The sequence below is a fragment of the Paenibacillus lycopersici genome, assembly GCF_010119935.1.
Classification (GTDB): domain Bacteria; phylum Bacillota; class Bacilli; order Paenibacillales; family Paenibacillaceae; genus Paenibacillus_Z; species Paenibacillus_Z lycopersici.
Genome location: NZ_CP048209.1, coordinates 2,358,462 through 2,375,849 on the forward strand (window position 1 = coordinate 2,358,462; position 17,388 = coordinate 2,375,849).

Sequence of the window (17,388 nt, forward strand, 5' to 3'; positions counted from 1 at the left end):
ACGCATGATGAAAGAAATTTCCGCAGGCGGCGTCGTTTTTCGCCGGGTGAACGGCGAACTGCAAGTTCAATTGATTCAAGACCGGTACGGCAAAATTTCGCTGCCTAAAGGAAAGATGGAGCCGGGCGAGACGGTGGAACAGACGGCGCTCCGCGAAATCGTGGAAGAGACCGGCATTCAGGGCGCGATCGTCGCCCCGATCGATCAGATCAAATACCGGTACAACCATGAGTCCAAAGGGCCGGTCGATAAAGAGGTCCATTATTATCTGGTCGAAGCCGTCGGCGGCAAGCTGCAGGCGCAGGTGGAGGAAATCCGCGGCGTGGAATGGTTCGAGCCGGGGGAAGCGTGGAGAAGGCAGAAGCAGTCGGGCTACAGCAACAACGACCGGATTTTGGGCGGCGCGCTGCGGCTGCTCGGGTTGGACATCGCAGGCGAGCCTTGATGCGCGAACGTTGCGCTGTCAGTCGGGTACGCCCGCCTAATCGGATGCGTCTGCCAAGCCGGATGGTACGCCGGTCGGATACGCATGACAATCGGCCTCCCGGACGGGCGGCCGATTTCGTTGCGCGCAGTGGCGAATGCTCGCGAGTCGGTTAGTCGGCACGCAGCTTCCGCAGGCGCGGATGATAACAGACCGGCAGCGCCAATAGCGAGCAGATGACGTTGAACAGCGTCTGCGCGTGCGCGATTTGCCCGGCCGGAGAGGCCGTCAGCCAAGCGGCCGCCGCGCCGAGCGCCGGGGTGAACGGCATGAACAGGGCGGCGCCGCCGACGTTGAGCAGCACATGCGACCAGGCGACGAACCGGCCGGAGCGGGTGCCGCCGACCGCGGCGATGACGGCGGTGACGCATGTGCCGACGTTCGCGCCGAGCACGATGGCGATGCCGACTTCGACCGGCATGGCGCCGGATTCCGCGAGCCCCATGACGATGCCGATGACGGCCGCGCTGCTGTGAACGACGGCCGTCAGCACGATGCCGGCGGCCAGTCCCCAGAAGACGCTGTCGTCGGCGCGCTCTAGGTAGGCATGGAAGAACGGCATCGACCGGACCGTGTCCGCGATCGATTGCATCATGCCGATGCCGACGAGCAGCAGGGCGAAGCCGGCAGTCACGACGGAGACCGTCCGCAGCGGGGCAAGCAGCCGGCTGTCTTGGATCGTGAAGGAATCGCGGCTCCGGCCGCTGCGGCGGCCGAGACCCATTTCGCCGAAGAGCGCCGTCAGCAGCCAGAGCGCGCAGGCGCAGCCAAGCAAGGGCAGGCCGTAGCGGTTCAAGTTCAGCCCGATGAGCTCCGTCGTCAGGCAGGTGCCGATATTGGTGCCGAGCACGATGCCGAGCGTCCGCGGAAACGTGAGCAGGCCGGCGTTCACCATTCCGATCGACATGACCGTAACGGCTGTGCTGCTCTGCAGGACGGCCGTTGCTGCGGTTCCGACCGCAAGGCCGTGCAGCGGCGTGGCCGTGAATTTCTCCAGGATGCGGTGGAGGCTGCGGCCGACGGTGCGCTGCAGCGCATGCTCCATCGTGCGCATGCCGGATAGGAAGAGCGTGAAGCCGCCTAGCAGCGGCAAAGCAATGGCGAACAGCATAAGGACAAGGTCTCCTTTACATACGGGAATACGGAAGCGGGAAACGCGGGAATACCGCAACGCGGCTGGACGGGATTAAGGCTGTGCTTGCAGGTGCGGGAATTCGGTTATACAGGTATCGATACATATGCGGCCGCCAGGACAGGCATGACAAGCATTTTGGCGGCATGAAGGGCGGAGTTAGGAATGGAACGCGCAAGAGCGGTATTGAAGAAGGAACGGAAGAAACGGACGGAGTCCGGCCATCCGTGGATTTTCGCCGGCGAAATCGAGCGGATGGAAGGCCAAGCGGTTCCGGGCGGGCTGATCGACGTCGTCAATCATCAAGGGCGGTATTTGGCGACCGGCTATTGGAATCCGGCGTCGCAGATTACGATTCGCGTCGTGTCCCATAAGCCCGTAGAGGCGATGGACGAAGCGTTCTTCGCCGAGCGGCTGCGGCTGTGCAAGAGTCACCGCGCCCGTTTCGTGAACGGCAAGGATTGCCGGCTCGTGTACGGGGAAGCGGATTTTCTGCCGGGACTCATCGTCGACCGGTTCGGCGAAGTGCTCGTCGTGCAGCTGCTGACGCTCGGCATGGAAGTCCACCGCGAGGCGCTCGTGGCGGCGCTCGCCGCGGTGTTCGAGCCGAAGGGCATCTACGAGCGGAGCGACGTATCGGTGCGCGCGCTGGAAGGGCTGGAGGAGCAGACGGGCGTGCTGTACGGCGAATGCCCGCGCATCGTGGAAATCGTGGAGAACGGCCTGAGGCTGGAGGTCGACATCGTCGAAGGCCAGAAGACCGGCTATTTCTTCGACCAGCGCGAGAACCGCGCCTCGATCGCCCCGCTCATGACCGGCTGGGGAGCGCGCAGCGGCATCCGGCTCGTCGAGCTTCAGGACGGCGACAACGCGGCGGAAGCCGACGATACCGGGGCGATCGCCGATATGAAGGAGCCGGCGCGCGTGCCGGTCAACGCCAACGGAAAAGTCGTGACGTTCCCGTACTGGGACGGCGCGACTGTGCTGGAATGCTTCGCGCATACGGGCAGCTTCACGCTGCATGCGTGCAAATACGGCGCGAAGAAGGTAACGTGCCTGGACGTATCCGCCCATGCCGTCGAGACGGCGCGGCGCAACGTCGAACGGAACGGCTTCGCGGATCGCGTCGAGTTCGTCGTCGCCGATGCGTTCGAGTACTTGCGTTCGCAGGCGAAAGGCATCGAAGAACGGATGGAGCGCGGCAATGCGGCGAATGCCAAGGGCGCGAAGACCGACACGTCGAAGCCGCTCAGCGGTGCGGAAGGCCGCAAATGGGACGTCGTCATTCTCGATCCGCCGGCGTTCACGAAATCGAAGCATGCGATCGAAGGCGCGGTAAGAGGCTACAAGGACATCAACCTGCACGGCATGAAGCTGGTGAATGAGGGCGGCTATCTCGTCACGGCCAGCTGCTCGTACCATATGCGTCCGGAGCTGTTCCTGGAGACGATTCAGGCGGCGGCCGTCGATGCCGGCAAGACGCTGCGGCTCATCGAATGGCGCGCGGCCGGCAAGGATCATCCGCAGATTCTCGGCGTGAACGAGGGGCATTACTTGAAATTCGGCATTTTCGAAGTACGCAGCCGGTAATCGGCCGCTCTCTCTCGATTCGGTACAGGCGATTCGATACAATCGTTGCTAGACGTTCGATACCATGCAAAAGAGCCTTCCCGTCGCGCTAACGGCTGCGATCGGGAGGGCTCTTCGTTATAGGATCTATTCGTCCGCTGCAATCCGGACGCCATCGGTTCAAGGCTTGCCTGCCTGGATCGCTTCGTACGCGGCCGGTTTGTCGATCGCGTCCCGCTCGGATAGGGAGAACGCCGCCGCGGTGCGAAGCTTAAGAATGATTTTGCGAATGCTTTCGCCGGACAAGTGATACTGCCGCTCGAGCTCCTGCACGGTGCTTCCGCCGGCATGGCGGCGGTAGATCTCCGCGTTGCGCCGCTGTATCATGACGCGCGAACCGCTTTTCTCGCCCCATGCGGCGCGCTCGCTTTGCTGCTTCGGGATGTACAGCAGTTCGCCTTGAATGTAATGTTGCAGCTCCTCCAGCAATCTAGGGGGAAGCACATCTTTTCCATTTTTGTAGTTCAACGTAAACCTCCTTAGTCGTTTCGGCCATTGCGTCGCCCTCGGAATTCAATCTGTTCACGTTTCATTCACCCCTTTCGTCAAAATGGAAAAAACACGATCAGGCAGCCTCAATCGCGCTTCTCTTACCAGTATAATGAAAACGGTTTAATCCGTCATCAGTTTCATGCAAAATGAATCGGCCGCTGTCTCCGATCCCCGGTCAGGCGTTAGCTATCCGTTATTAAAAAGGGAGGCCGCGAGGCCTCCCCCCCATGATGGCGATTTCCGCTGTTAGGCGGAAATCACCTCTGTGTGTTTGATCAACTGGATCATCTCCTTTCGCGAAGATTTCGTCGGCCCGACATCTATATTAACGCATACGCGCTTATGCGCCGGCAAGCGAAAGAACGGTTATAGTTATTTTTTGCCGATCCATCCGGAATGGCTGATAGGACCAGTGCACAATTTACCGCTGCCGGAAACGAACGAATGTTTGCGTTTCGGCGTGAACTAATAGATGGCGTATGGTAGAATGAAAACTAGAATATGAGAATCGAACTTACGGGAAGAGGTGGCGAATTGGCGCTCCGCTTTGTAATCGGACGATCGGGGTCCGGCAAGACGCACTGCGTGCTGGACGAGATTCGCGGGCGTATTCTGGCAGAGCCCGACGGACCGCCCATTATTATACTGGTGCCTGAACAGGCGACCTTTCAAACCGAGTACGCGCTGCTCCATCATCCGGAGCTGAGCGGCTCCATCCGGGCGCAGGCGCTCAGCTTCCGGCGGCTGTCCTTCCGCATCATGCAGGAAACGGGCGGCACGGCGCTGACGCCGATCAGCGAGAACGGCAAGAACATGCTGCTCTACAAGATCGTCTCCCGGCTGAACGGCGAGCTTCAGCTGTTCCAGGGCAGCGAGAGCCAGCACGGATTCATCGAACGGCTCGGCGAGCTGATGACCGAGTGGAAAAGATACGGCATCGACGCCGAGGCGCTGCAAGGGTTCGGCGAGCATCATCTGTCCGCCGCGCGCAGCACGCTGCTCGGCCGCAAGCTGGACGATCTGCAGCTGATATCGAGCCGGCTGGAGCAGGAGCTCGCGGGCCTCTACGTCGATGCGGAAGATTACCTCGGCTGGTTGATCCGGGGAGTCCATGAAGCGCCTTCGATGCAGGATTGCGAGATTTGGGTCGACGGCTTCCACGGCTTCACGCCGACGGAGCTCGAAGCGCTGGGAGCGCTCATGAAGCATGCCCGGCACATGACCGTGACCCTATGTCTGGACAAGCCGTACGGCAGCGGAGAAATGCCGCACGAGCTCGATTTGTTCCGGCCGACGGCGGAGACGTACATGAAGCTGCGCGAGCTCGCCGTGAACAACGGCATCGAGATCGGGGAGCCGCTGCTGCTGGAAGGCACGCCTTACCGGTTCAAGGACAGCCCGATGCTGGCGCATGTGGAACGCCATTACGGCCGCGGCGGCAGGAAGGAGCTGCGGCTGACGGCCGCGGAGCTTGCGGACGGGGCGGTATCGCTTCATGCGGCTTCAGGGCGCAGGGCGGAAGTGGAAGCCGTGGCGCGCGACATCGTCAAGCGGGTGCGCGACGAAGGGCTCCGTTACCGCGACATGGCCGTAATGGTGCGGAACGCGCCGGACTACAACGACTATATCAAGGCGGTACTCGCCGATTACGGCATTCCGTTCTTCCTCGACCAGAAGCATGCGGCCTTGCACCATCCGCTCGTCGAATTCATCCGCTCGGCCTTGGAGATCGCCGTGTACGGCTGGCGGTTCGAGGCGGTTTTCCGCTGCATCAAGACCGAGCTGCTCATTCCGGAGGACGGCACCCTGACCAGGGAAACGTTCGATTTGCTGGAGAATTACGCGCTGGCGACAGGGATGAACGGGAACAAATGGCTCTCGGCCAGCCAGTGGCGGCCGCTGGCGCGCGATACGCTGGACGGCGAGCCCGCGCAGGCGGGGGATCGCGAGATGCGCGAATTCGAGGCGGTTATGGCCGCCAGGGAAGCCGTCGTGCCCGTGCTGAAGAAATTCATCGGCGAGCTGAAGAAGGCGCCGGACGTTCGCGCCATGTGCGAGGCCGTGTACAGGCTGTTGATGAACGTCGACGCGCCCGACCGTTTGGAGCGGTGGAGCCGCAAGGCGGCGGCCGAAGGCAACGCGCTGCGCGCGCGCGAGCACCGGCAGCTGTGGGACGGCGTCATGGACCTGCTGGACCAGCTGACGGAGATGACCGGCACGGAAACGATGACGGTCGAGCTGTTCGCCGGCATGGCGGAGACGGGACTTGAGAGCTTGAAGCTCGCGGCGGTGCCGCCGGCGCTCGATCAGGTGCTGATCGGCAGCATGGACAGGACGCGTTCCGGCAACATCGGGATTTGTTACTTGCTGGGCGCGAACGACGGCGTCATGCCGCAGCGGATGAAGGAAGACGGCGTGCTGACGGAGCAGGAGCGGGAAACGATGGAGAACGGCGGTCTCGTCATGGCGCCGGGCGTCCGCAGGAAGCTGCTCGACGAACGGTTCATGATCTACAACGCCCTGACGACGCCGAGCCGGCATCTGTGGATCAGCTGGCCGCTGGCGGACGAAGAAGGCAAGAGCCTGCTGCCGTCCGAGGTGATCCGGCATGTGAAAGGAATGTTCCCGGGATTGACGGAGGCAAGCGTCGCCGTCGAACCGGTGCCCGGCATGCCGGAAGGCGAGCAGCTGTCGTTCATGGCGCATCCCGAACGGACGCTGTCGTACTTGATCACGCAGCTGCGGACTTGGCGGCACGGCGCCGCTATCGCCTCGTTCTGGTGGGAGACGTACAACTGGTATGCGGTCAGGCCGGCGTGGCAGAACAAGCTGCAGCGGCTGGCGGGCTCGCTGCGCTATACGAACGAAGAACCGGCGCTCTCCCGCGAGACGGCGGACCTGCTGTACGGCAAGCTGCTGCGCGGCAGCGTGTCGCGGATGGAACGGTTCGTGTCGTGTCCGTTCCAGCATTTCGCCATTCACGGGCTGCGGCTCCGCGAGCGGATGCAGTACAGGCTGGCCGCGCCGGATATCGGGCAGCTGTTCCATGCCGCGCTGAGCCGGCTGACGGAGACGCTCGGCGACCGGATGGGCGCGTTGACGGCGGCGGAGCTGCGAGCGCATTGCGCGGCAATCGTGAGCGAGCTTGCGCAGCGCCTGCAATCGCAAATCCTGTTAAGCAGCAGCCGCCATCAATACGTGGCGCGCAAGCTGACCGACATTATCAGCCAGGCTGCGACGATCTTGAGCGAGCATGCGCGCCGCGCCGCGTTCAAGCCGGTCGGCCTCGAAATCGGCTTCGGTCCCGAAGGTCCGCTGCCGCCGGTCGCCATACCGCTGTCCGACGGCAAAATGCTGGAAATGGTCGGACGGATCGACCGCGTGGACGCCGCGCAGACGACGGAAGGCTTGCTGCTGCGGGTCATCGATTACAAGTCGAGCGCCAAGCAGCTGCGGCTGGAGGAAATCGCGTACGGCATGGCGCTGCAAATGCTGACGTACCTGGACGTGCTGCTGACGCATGCGCCGGAATGGCTGGGCCAGCCGGCGAAGGCGGCGGGCGCGCTGTATTTCCATGTGCACAATCCGGTGATTACGTCCTCGAACGGCATGCCGCCCGCGCAAGCGAGGATGGAAATGCTCAAGCGGTTTAAATTGAAGGGGCTCGTCCTCGCCGACGAAGAGACGGTCCGCTTGATGGACAATGCTTTGTCGACGGGGTACTCCGATCTGCTGCCGCTCGCGCTGAAGAAAGACGGCAGCTTCTACAGCAATTCCTCCGTCGTATCGGACGAGCAGTGGGGCAAGCTGCGCAAATCGGTGCGCGGCACGCTGCGCCGGATCGGCGACCGTATCGCGGGAGGGGACGTATCGATCGCCCCGTACCGGCTCGGCGGGAAGACGCCCTGCCAGTTCTGCGATTACAAGCCGGTCTGCCAATTCGATCCGCTGATCGAAGGCAACGACTACAACAAATTGCAGAAGACGGGCAAGGACGAAGTGTGGACGCTGTTCGCCGCCGGCGAAGAAGATGAAGATGCGGCTGACGGGAACGGAGCGAGTGACCGGCAGGGTCAAGCCGGGCTGCAAGAACAGCAAGAACGGCAAGAACAGCAAGAACAGCAAGAACAGCAAGAACAGCAAGAACAGCAAGGGAAGGAGGCGAGCGAGCAGTGACGGCAGCAACTGAACATACTGTACCGGCGAAACCGCTCGGCAGCACGTGGACGGACGATCAATGGCGCGCCATCGTGACGGGCGGAAGCAACATTCTCGTCGCCGCGGCGGCGGGCTCGGGCAAAACGGCCGTGCTCGTCGAACGGATCATTCGGAAGATCGCGGCGGACACCGACGTCGACCGGCTGCTCGTGGCGACGTTCACGAAAGCGGCGGCCGCCGAGATGAAGGAACGGATCCGGATCGCGCTCGAGAAGGAGCTGGACAAGAAGCCGGACTCCGACCATCTGCGCAGGCAGCTTGCCCTGATGGGACGCGCGTCCATCACGACGCTGCACTCCTTCTGCCTGGACGTCATTCGCCGGTATTACTCGCTGATCGGCCTTGATCCGGGATTCCGGATCGCGAACGAGACGGAGGCGGAGCTGCTGCGGATGGACGTCCTGGACGAGCTGTTCGAGGAACGGTACGCCGCGGCGGACGGACCGGAAGGCGGCGCTTTCCTGACGCTCGTGGACCGCTTCGGCGGCGAGCGCGGCGACGAGCCGCTCTATGCGCTCGTGCTGAAGCTGTATGACTTTGCCCAGAGCAACCCGTGGCCGAAGGCGTGGCTGCAGCAGACGGCGGCTTCGTTCCGCGTGAAGGATGGGAGCGAGCTCGGGGCGACGGATTGGGTGGCGAGCCTGGGAGGCAGCGTGGCGCTGACGCTTCGGGGCGCGGAGCGGCTGCTTGAACAAGCGCTCGGCTTGACGCGCCTGCCGGCCGGACCGGAGGCGTACGGGGAGACGTTCCGGGACGATCTCGGCGTCGTCCGCTCCTTGATCGCGAAGGTAGAGAGCCAGCCATGGGAGACGTGGCACGAGGCGTTCGGCGCGGCTAGCTTCGGCAAGCTGAAGGGCCAGCGCGGCGGCGACGCGATCGACAAGTCGCTGCAGGAGCAGGCGAAGGATTTGCGCGAGCAGGCGAAAACGCTGATCGGCGGCTTGAACGACGAGCTGTTCATGCGTTCGCCGGAACAGTTCGCCGCGGAATTGCGGGAATCGGCGCCGTTCATGGAGACGCTGGCCGGACTGGTGGAGCGGTTCGGAGAACGCTTCGAGGCGGCGAAGCTGGAGAAAGGGCTGATCGACTTCGGGGACATGGAGCATTACTGCCTGCGGATCCTGCGGGACGGCTCCTCGACGCCGGACAACATGGTTCCTTCGGCGGCTGCGCTGGAATACCAACAGCAGTTCGATGAAATTTTGCTTGATGAATACCAGGACACGAATATGGTGCAGGAGGCTATCGTTTCGCTGATGAGCCGCCCCGGCAAGGGCAACCGCTTCATGGTCGGCGACGTCAAGCAGAGTATCTACCGGTTTCGGCTGGCGGAGCCGGGCCTGTTCCTGGGCAAGTACAAATCGTATGCGTCGGCTGCCGGTCCGGCGGAGCGAACGGACGGGCCTGCCGGAGACGATGCGGCGCCGGAAGAAGGCGGCGCCGAGTACGGCGTGCGCATCGATCTGGCGCGCAACTTCCGCAGCCGGCAAGAGGTCGTGGACGGCGTCAACGACGTCTTCCGCGCCATCATGCGCGAGAAAGCGGCGGAAATGGATTACGACGCGCGGGCGGAGCTCGTATGCGGCGCCTCCTATCCGGCGGCAAGCGACGGCGGGCCGCCGGAACGCTACGCGGTGGAACTGGCCGTGCTCGACCGGGGAGGCAGCGAAGAAGCGGAGAGCCGCGGCGATGCGGCTTCCGATGCCGACGATGCCGTACGCGATGCGGAGGGCGGCGAATCGCCGCCGGAAAGCCCCGAGGAGCTGCAGACGGTGCAGATGGAAGCCCGCTGGATCGCGCGCCAAATCCTTCGCCTGAAGGGGATGAGCCCGGACGGGGACGAGGCGGAAGAACCGTTCCTGGTCTACGACGGCAAGAGAGGGCGGAAACGGCCGCTCGCCTGGCGGGACATCGTCATTCTGCTGCGCGCGGACAAGCAGTGGGCGCCGATCATGATCGAGGAGCTGCAGCAGCAGGGCATTCCGGCTTATGCCGAGCTGAGCAGCGGGTATTTCGAAGCGACGGAAGTCGAGACGATGCTCTCGCTGCTGCGCGTCGTCGACAACCCGTACCAGGACATTCCGCTCGCCGGAGCGCTTCGTTCGCCGATCGTCGGCTTGTCGGCAGAGGAGCTGTCGATCGTTCGCATCGCCGGCGGGCGCGTGCCGTATTTCGAAGCGGTCCGCAGCGCCGCGGGCGAGGATTCGACGCCGGGCGAATTGCGGAGCAAGCTGAACCGTTTCCTGGATGCGCTCGAGGCGTGGCGCAGCGAAGCCCGTCAAGGCTCGCTGGCCGATTTGCTGTGGCGGATTTACCGGGAAACGGGGTATTACGACCTGGTCGGCGGCATGACGGGCGGCTTGCAGCGGCAGGCCAACCTGCGCGCCTTGCACGACCGTACCCGCCAGTACGAAGCGACGACGCTGCGCGGACTGTTCCGGTTCCTCCGGTTTATCGACCGGATGCGGGACAGCGGAGGCGATCTCGGCACGGCGCGGGCGCTCGGCGAGCAGGAAGACGTCGTGCGCATCATGTCCATCCATAAGAGCAAGGGGCTCGAGTTTCCCGTCGTATTCGCGGCAGGGCTCGGCAAGTCGTTCAACCGCAGAGACCTGCACAGCCAGTTTCTGATGCACAAGCAGCTCGGTTTAGGACCGCGCTACGTCGATACGGAGCTGCGGGTCGCGTATCCGACGCTGCCGTACTTGGCGATCAAGCAGAAGCTGGCCATGGAGTCGCTTGCGGAAGAGATGCGGATTCTGTACGTCGCCCTGACCCGGCCGAAGGAGAAAATGTTCCTCGTCGGCACGGTCGCAAGCGCCGATAAGGTGCTGCAGCGCTGGCAGTCCGCGCTGGACGCGGAAGGCCGGCTGCCCGATTTCCGCATCGCAAGCGCCGCGCGGTTCCTGGATTGGCTCGGTCCGCTTGCGATGGGAGCCGGCATGTCCGTATCGGTCGAGCAGGCGTCCGCGTTCGGTTTCGCGGGCGATATGGGCTTGGCGGAGGAAACGAATGCCGAAGCTCCTTCGGACGAAGCGGCGGATGGATATGATGCGGAGGTAACGGGCGATTCGGGGACCGGGGCTGCCGGGTCCGGTTTTGGGGGAGACGGCGATGATGCGAGCGTCGCCGGCGATGCCGGCGACAGTGCGGCGGCGGTCATCAAGGCCGACGGCGATGCGGGCGCTTCCGCGGCGGCTGCCGGGAAAGTCGTGCCGTTCGGCGGCTGGCGGACTTCCGTCGTGCCTGCCGGACTGCTCGGCTTGGAAGCGGCGGCGGGCGCCGAGACCGACGAAGCGGCGAGAGCGGCGTTCGAATCGCGCATGCTCGCGGTGCAGGAGCTCGCGCTCGTGGAAGACGAGGCGGCGGACCCCGATGCGGCGGCGGAGATCGAACGGCGGCTCGGCTGGCGCTACCCGTACGCGGAAGCGGCATTGACCGCGGCCAAGACGTCGGTGACGGAGATGAAGCGGCTCCATGCCGAAATGGACATGGATGAAGACGCGCTGCTCCTGCCGGAGCTGGCGGGTATGGATGGCGCGGGAGCGGCGGTCAATCAGGCTTCCGCCGAAGATACCGGCGAGGTTTGGGACCTTGGCGGTTACGCGGAACCGGATTCGGGGACGGGAGCAGAAGCGCAAGCAGGCCCGCAATCGGGAGCGGGAGAATCGAATGCGGGAGCTGAAGCGCCAGCGGAGGCTGGCGCGGTTCCGGACGATGGGGCAGCGGCCTCCGGGAATGGAGCGGCAGCTTCCGGAAGCGGAACCGCTGCTAGCGGCAGAGCGCTGTCCGCCGCTTCGTTCGGGACGGCTGAGTCGGCCGAGCCGTTTGATTTATTCAGCTTTGATTTCGGGTCGCCGAATGCGGCGGGCGGAGGAGCTCCCGCGCCAGGCGATCTTGGACAGGGCCGGGCTGCGGCCGGTCAACAGGCAGCGTCCGATACGCAGCCGAACGGGCATGGCGGCGAGTATACGTTCCGCTTGCGCCGTCCGCGGTTCATGGAAGAAGCGGCGCTGACCGCCGCCGAGCGGGGGACGGTGAGCCATCTCGTCATGCAGCATATCCCGCTTGGGGAAGACGGCGTTACGGAGTCGACGGTCGCGTCGGTCATCGACGGGCTGGTCGCGCGGCGCATGCTGACGAAGCAGCAGGCGGAAGCGGTGGACATCGCGGGCGCTGCGGCTTTCTTCGCCGAAGAGGTTGGCCGCCGCCTGCTTGCGGCGCCTTGGGTGCGGCGCGAAACGCCGTTCAGCTGCACGCTGCCGGCTTCGCGCGTCTATCCGGGCGCGGCCGAAGGCGTCGCTGCCGAGCCGATTCTGATCCAGGGGGTCATCGACTGTTTGTTCGAGGACGACCGCGGACTCGTGCTGCTCGATTACAAGACCGACCGCGTCCGCATGGCCCGCTGGGCAGAGGCTGCCGAACGGCATCGCTTCCAGCTGACGCTTTACGCGGACGCGATTGCCGGCATCCTCGGCCGGAAGGTCGACGAATGCTACGTGTTTTTCCTTGACGGCGGCAAAGCCGTCAAGCTGTTTTAAATCATGGGACGGGGGAACGAATGACTATGCGAATATTGCACACGGCCGACTGGCACTTCGGACGCACGCTGGAGGGCCGCGGCCGTCTGGAGGAACAGGCCGCTTTCGTCGACGAGCTCGCGTCGATCGCCGATGACGAGCGCATCGACCTCATCCTGCTCGCGGGCGACGTGTACGATTCCGTCAATCCGCCGGCGGCGGCGGAATCGCTGTTCTACGACGCCGTAGCGCGGCTGGCGGACGGCGGGAAACGGACGATCGCCGTCATCGCCGGCAATCACGACCATCCCGACCGCGTGTCGGCGTCCGCGCCGCTTGCCGCGCGCAGCGGCATCCGGCTCGTCGGGATGCCGACGGACAAGCCGCTCGTCGTCGGCGTGCCGCGCACGGGCGAGCAGGCGGTCATCGCCGCGCTGCCGTATCCGTCGGAATCGCGGCTGCGCGAGCTGCTGAGCGAGGCGACGGACGAAGGCCGGCTTCGCAGCGCCTACTCGGAGCGTGTCGGACGGCTGATGGCGCAGCTGGGGACGGCTTTCCGGAGCGACACCGTCAATCTGGCGATGAGCCATATTTACGTGCTCGGGGGACTCGAGACGGATTCGGAGCGGCCGATTCAGATCGGCGGCGCCTATACGGTCGATCCGTCGGCCTTGCGGATCGGCGCGCAGTACGTGGCGCTCGGCCACCTGCACCGCCCGCAGCGCGTCGCCGGCGACGAGACGATGCGCTACAGCGGCTCGCCGCTCGCCTACAGCTTCTCGGAAGCGAATTACGTCAAGGCGGTTACCGTCTTCGACGCGGCGCCGGGCCAGCCTGTCGTACCGCAGCAGATTCACCTGGGCTCGGGGCGGCCGCTCGTTCAGTGGACTGCCAAGGGCGGCGTCGCCGAAGTGCAGCGCTGGCTGGAAGAAGGCCGCGACGCTCGGGCGTGGATCGACCTTAATATCCATATGTCCGAGGCGATGACGCTCCAGCAGATTCAGCAGCTGCGCCGCCAGCATGACGGGTTCGTGCATATTCGTCCCGTCTATCCCGAGATGGAAGAGCTGATCGGGCAAGACGCCCGGTCCCGCGAGCAATTGCCGGCCGAGGAGCTGTTCCGCCGTTTCTTCTCGCGCCAGACGGGCGGGGGAGAGCCGGATGCGGAGACGGTTCGGCTGTTTCTGGAGCTGATCGCGGAAGAGGACGAATCGGCGGCGGCCGAGGACGGAACGGAAGAAGGCACGGAAGCACAAGCGGGAGGTGAGGGCGCATGAAGCCGATATCGCTTCGATTGAGCGGCCTGCAAAGTTACCGCGAAGCGCAGGAGATCGATTTCGAACGGTTGACCGAAGCGGGCGTGTTCGGGATTTTCGGCCCTACGGGCAGCGGCAAGTCGAGCATCCTCGACGCGATGACGCTGGCGCTCTACGGCAAAGTCGAGCGCGCCTCCGGCGGGACGCAGGGCATTATGAACCAGGCGGAGAAGACGCTCGCCGTCTCGTTCACCTTCGATCTGGCCGGCGGCGGGGAGCGGAAACGGTTCCGCGTCGAGCGCCAGTTCAAGCGCGGCGGCGACGTCTCCGTCAGCAATACGCTGAGCCGCTTCGTGGAAGTGACGGAAGCCGGCGACGTCGTCATCGCCGACAAGCTGGCGGACGTGACGCGCTGCGTGGAAGCCCAGATCGGGCTGAACATGCAGGATTTCACGCGGGCGGTCGTGCTCCCGCAAGGGAAGTTCGCGGAGTTCCTGTCTCTGACCGGCAAGGACCGCCGCTCGATGCTGCAGCGGCTGTTCCGTCTGGAACGGTTCGGAGACGGGCTGGCGCTGAAGCTGAGCCAGCGCATGAAAGCGGCGGAAGCCGCGCTGCAGGAGGCGGCGGCCGAGCAGCTGGGCCTCGGCGACGCCTCGGCCGACGCGGTCGAAGCGGCGGCGGCCCGCTACCGCGAAGCGGCCGACGCGGCCGCTGAGGCGGCGGCGCTGTTCGCCGAAGCGGACCGTCTGCACGCGGAGCGCGCGCAAGTGCGCGAGCGGCTGGCGGAGCTGCGCGGCAAGGAAGCGCTGCACGCGCAGCTGCAGGCGGAAGCCCCGCGCGTCGCGGAGCTGGAGCGCGAGCTGCAGCGCCTCGCGGCTGCGGAGCGTCTGCTGCCCGTGCTCGCCGCCGCCCGCGCGGCCGAAGCGGCGCTGCGCGACGCCGCTGCGCGCCGCGAGCAAGCCGAGCGGGCGCATGCCGCTCGGCAAGCGGAGGCTTCGGCCGCCGCCGCCGCGTGGTCGGCGGTGACGGCCGAAGCGATGGCCGGCGAGCCGCGTCTGCTGCTGCGGCTCGACCAGCTCGAGGGCGCGCGGCGCCTCGAGGGCGAAGCCGCCGGACTGGCGGCGGACATCGCCGCTGCCGCTGAGCGCGCGGGCGAAGCCGCGGAGCGGCAGCGCAGCTTCGGCGAGCAGGCGGCGAAGGCGCAGGAGATGCTGAGCCGCGCGTCGGCGAAGCAGGCCGAGCTGCGCGACGCGCTGAAGGCGGTGGAGCTGACCGCCGCGGACCGGGAACGGCGCGGCGAAATGACGAAGCGGCTGCAGCATTACAACGGGCTGGCCGCGCAGACGGACGCGGCGCGCGCGGAGCGGGCCGCCGCCGCAGCGGCGCGCGGCGAAGCGGGCAGCGCGCTGGAAGCCGCCGAACATGAGCGGGAATCGGCGGCGGAGGCGCTCGCCGCGCAGGCGGAGCAAGTTCTTCCGGTGCGCGGCCTGCTCGCCGGCGTCAGCGGCAAGCTCGATGCCGCGGTTGCCGCGATCCCTTCGTGGGCCGAAATCGTCCGGCAGGGTCAGCGTGAGCGGCAGCGTATGCTGCTGGCTGCGCAATTGGCCGCCGAACTGAAGGACGGCGAGCCTTGCCCGGTTTGCGGCTCGCATGAGCATCAAGGCCGCCATGGCATGCCGCTCGCGGTTGACGAAGCGGCAGACGCGCAGCTGCAGGCCTGGGAGGAGCTGGGCGGCCGGTTCCGCCGGCTGCAGCTGACGCTGATGCCGCTTCAGGCGAAAGCGGAAGCGGCCGCGGATCGGCTGCTCGAGACGCTTCAAGCGGCCGGGCGGGGAGCCGCGGAAGAAGGGTCCGAACGCGAGACCGATCGGCTCATGCAGGCCTCGCACCTGCTGGAAGCGGCGGCGGGCGCCGAAACGCCTTCGCCGCCTCAAACGCTCCCGTCATCCCAAACGCATCCGTCGTCCCAAACGCAGTCAACATCCGGAATGCAATCCCATACGCCGCAGACGCTCCATTCGGCCGATGCAGCCGCGATCATGCCGGCACCGGAGCCTTCCTCTTCCCTGCAGCCATCGGATGCGCTGGATTCGTTCAACGCGGCGTTCGCGGCGATGCAGGAGCTGATCGCGTCGAACGGGCAGCAGCTCGCCGCGCTCGAGAAGACGGCGTCCGCAGCGCGTACCCGCTTCGCGGAGACGGAGCGCCTGCTTGCGCAATGCGCGTCGGCCTGCAAGACGCAGGAAGCGCTGGCAGCCCGCGCGCAAGAGCGCCTGGACCGGTGCGAGCAGGAGCGCGGCTCCGCGATGGCCGCCTGGCAGGCGCAGTTCGGCGCGGCGCTGCAGCCGAACGCGGCGGAGGAAACGCTGCAGGAGCTCGGCCGCCGCGAAGCCGCTGCCGAAGATCTGCGCAAGCGGCTTGATGTCAGCGTCAGCTACATCGAGGAGAAGAGCCGCGAGCAGCAGGAGAGCAGCCGGCTGGCGCAAGAGGCGCGGCTGGAAGCCGTCGAGCTGACGGCGACGCTCGCCGGCCGGCAGCAGCGGCTTGACGAGAAGCGCAAGCAGCTGAACGAGGTAACGGGCGGTCTTCCTGCAGCCGGACTCCTCCGCGAAGCGGAACAGGAGCTCGCCTCGCTCCGCGAGCGGAAGGAGCTGCACGCGCAGCGTCATGAAGCGGCGCAGCAATCGCTTCAGCAAGCCGCCGAGCTGCGGACGGTTACGGCGGAGGCGGAACGCGCCGCCGCCGAACGCGAGCGCTCGACCGGAGGCGACTGGGCTTCCGCGTTGGAACGCTCGCCGTTCGAGAGCGCCGCGGAAGTGGCGGCATTGGAGCCGCTGCTGACGCGGAAGGATGAGATCGAAGCCGGCATCGCCCGGCATCGCGACGAAGAGCAGCAGGTTTCGGCCCAAATCCGCTTGCTGCGCGACCAGCTGGGCGGACGCACGCTGACCGAAGAAGAATGGGAGCGCTCGGCCGATGCTTTGCGGCAATTGCGAACGGAGAACGAGCGGTGCATCCAGTCCGCCGCGAAGGCGGAGCGCGACCTGGAATCGCTTCGCGGCAAGCAGGAGCGCTGGAACGAGCTGGAGAGCAAGCGGCTCGGCATGGAGCGGCTGACCGGCCGGCTGAAATCGCTCCAAACCGTATTCAGGGGCAATGCGTTCGTCGAATACGTGGCGGAGGAGCAGCTCGTTCAAGTGTGCAGAGCCGCATCGGAGCGGCTGGGCTTCCTGACGAAGCGGCGCTATGCGCTGGAAGTCGACTCCGGCGGCGGTTTCGTCATTCGCGACGACGCGGGCGGCGGCGTTCGCCGTCCGGTCTCGACGCTTTCCGGCGGCGAGACGTTCCTTGCCTCGCTCGCGCTGGCGCTGGCGCTGTCGAGTCAAATTCAGCTTCGCGGCAAATATCCGCTCCAGTTCTTCTTCCTTGACGAAGGCTTCGGCACGCTCGATCCCGAGCTGCTCGACACGGTCATAACGGCGCTGGAGAAGCTGCATCACGAGACGCTCGCGGTCGGCGTCATCAGCCATGTGCCGGAGCTTCGTTCGCGGCTGCCGCGCAGGCTGATCGTTACGTCTTCCGAGCCGTTCGGCAAAGGCAGCTCCGTCGCGCTCGAAACGATGTGACGGATCTGTTAACGTTGCCTGAAGCCGGTTG

8 protein-coding genes are annotated in these 17,388 nt (G+C 65.4%); 6 read left to right on the plus strand and 2 right to left on the minus strand.

The features are described 5' to 3' along the window. Positions 1-7 precede the first annotated feature (7 nt). Positions 8-445: an NUDIX hydrolase gene (locus tag GXP70_RS10230; RefSeq protein ID WP_162360407.1), complete on the plus strand. Its 438-nt coding sequence runs from the start codon at positions 8-10 to the stop codon at positions 443-445. Positions 446-596: 151 nt separating this feature from the next. On the opposite strand, the gene GXP70_RS10235 is transcribed toward GXP70_RS10230, so the two are convergent. After that, entirely contained in the window at positions 597-1,595 is a 999-nt protein-coding gene (locus GXP70_RS10235; protein ID WP_162356372.1) for a Na/Pi cotransporter family protein, read from the minus strand. Between the two features lie 186 nt (positions 1,596-1,781). On the opposite strand from GXP70_RS10235, the gene GXP70_RS10240 reads away from it, so the two are divergent. Beyond that, the gene (locus GXP70_RS10240) at positions 1,782-3,206 is read left to right on the plus strand and encodes a class I SAM-dependent rRNA methyltransferase (RefSeq protein ID WP_162356373.1); all 1,425 of its coding nucleotides are present in this window, start codon (positions 1,782-1,784) and stop codon (positions 3,204-3,206) included. Between the two features lie 159 nt (positions 3,207-3,365). Here GXP70_RS10240 and GXP70_RS10245 read toward each other — a convergent pair whose 3' ends face one another. Further along, entirely contained in the window at positions 3,366-3,713 is a 348-nt protein-coding gene (locus GXP70_RS10245) for a CD3324 family protein (protein ID WP_162356375.1), read from the minus strand. A gap of 525 nt (positions 3,714-4,238) precedes the next feature. Here GXP70_RS10245 and addB point away from each other — a divergent pair. From addB to GXP70_RS10270, 4 genes are read left to right on the plus strand one after another with little or no spacing between them, the layout of a single operon-like run. Further along, complete coding sequence (gene addB / locus GXP70_RS10250; RefSeq protein WP_225442747.1) at positions 4,239-7,913, plus strand: helicase-exonuclease AddAB subunit AddB; 3,675 nt, start codon at positions 4,239-4,241, stop codon at positions 7,911-7,913. Continuing rightward, the gene (gene addA / locus GXP70_RS29795; protein WP_225442748.1) at positions 7,910-12,496 is read left to right on the plus strand and encodes a helicase-exonuclease AddAB subunit AddA; all 4,587 of its coding nucleotides are present in this window, start codon (positions 7,910-7,912) and stop codon (positions 12,494-12,496) included. The genes addB and addA overlap by 4 nt, the downstream gene beginning before the upstream one ends. A gap of 26 nt (positions 12,497-12,522) precedes the next feature. Then, entirely contained in the window at positions 12,523-13,752 is a 1,230-nt protein-coding gene (locus GXP70_RS10265; protein WP_162356377.1) for a metallophosphoesterase family protein, read from the plus strand. Beyond that, the gene (locus tag GXP70_RS10270; protein ID WP_162356379.1) at positions 13,749-17,357 is read left to right on the plus strand and encodes an AAA family ATPase; all 3,609 of its coding nucleotides are present in this window, start codon (positions 13,749-13,751) and stop codon (positions 17,355-17,357) included. The genes GXP70_RS10265 and GXP70_RS10270 overlap by 4 nt, the downstream gene beginning before the upstream one ends. Positions 17,358-17,388 lie beyond the last annotated feature (31 nt).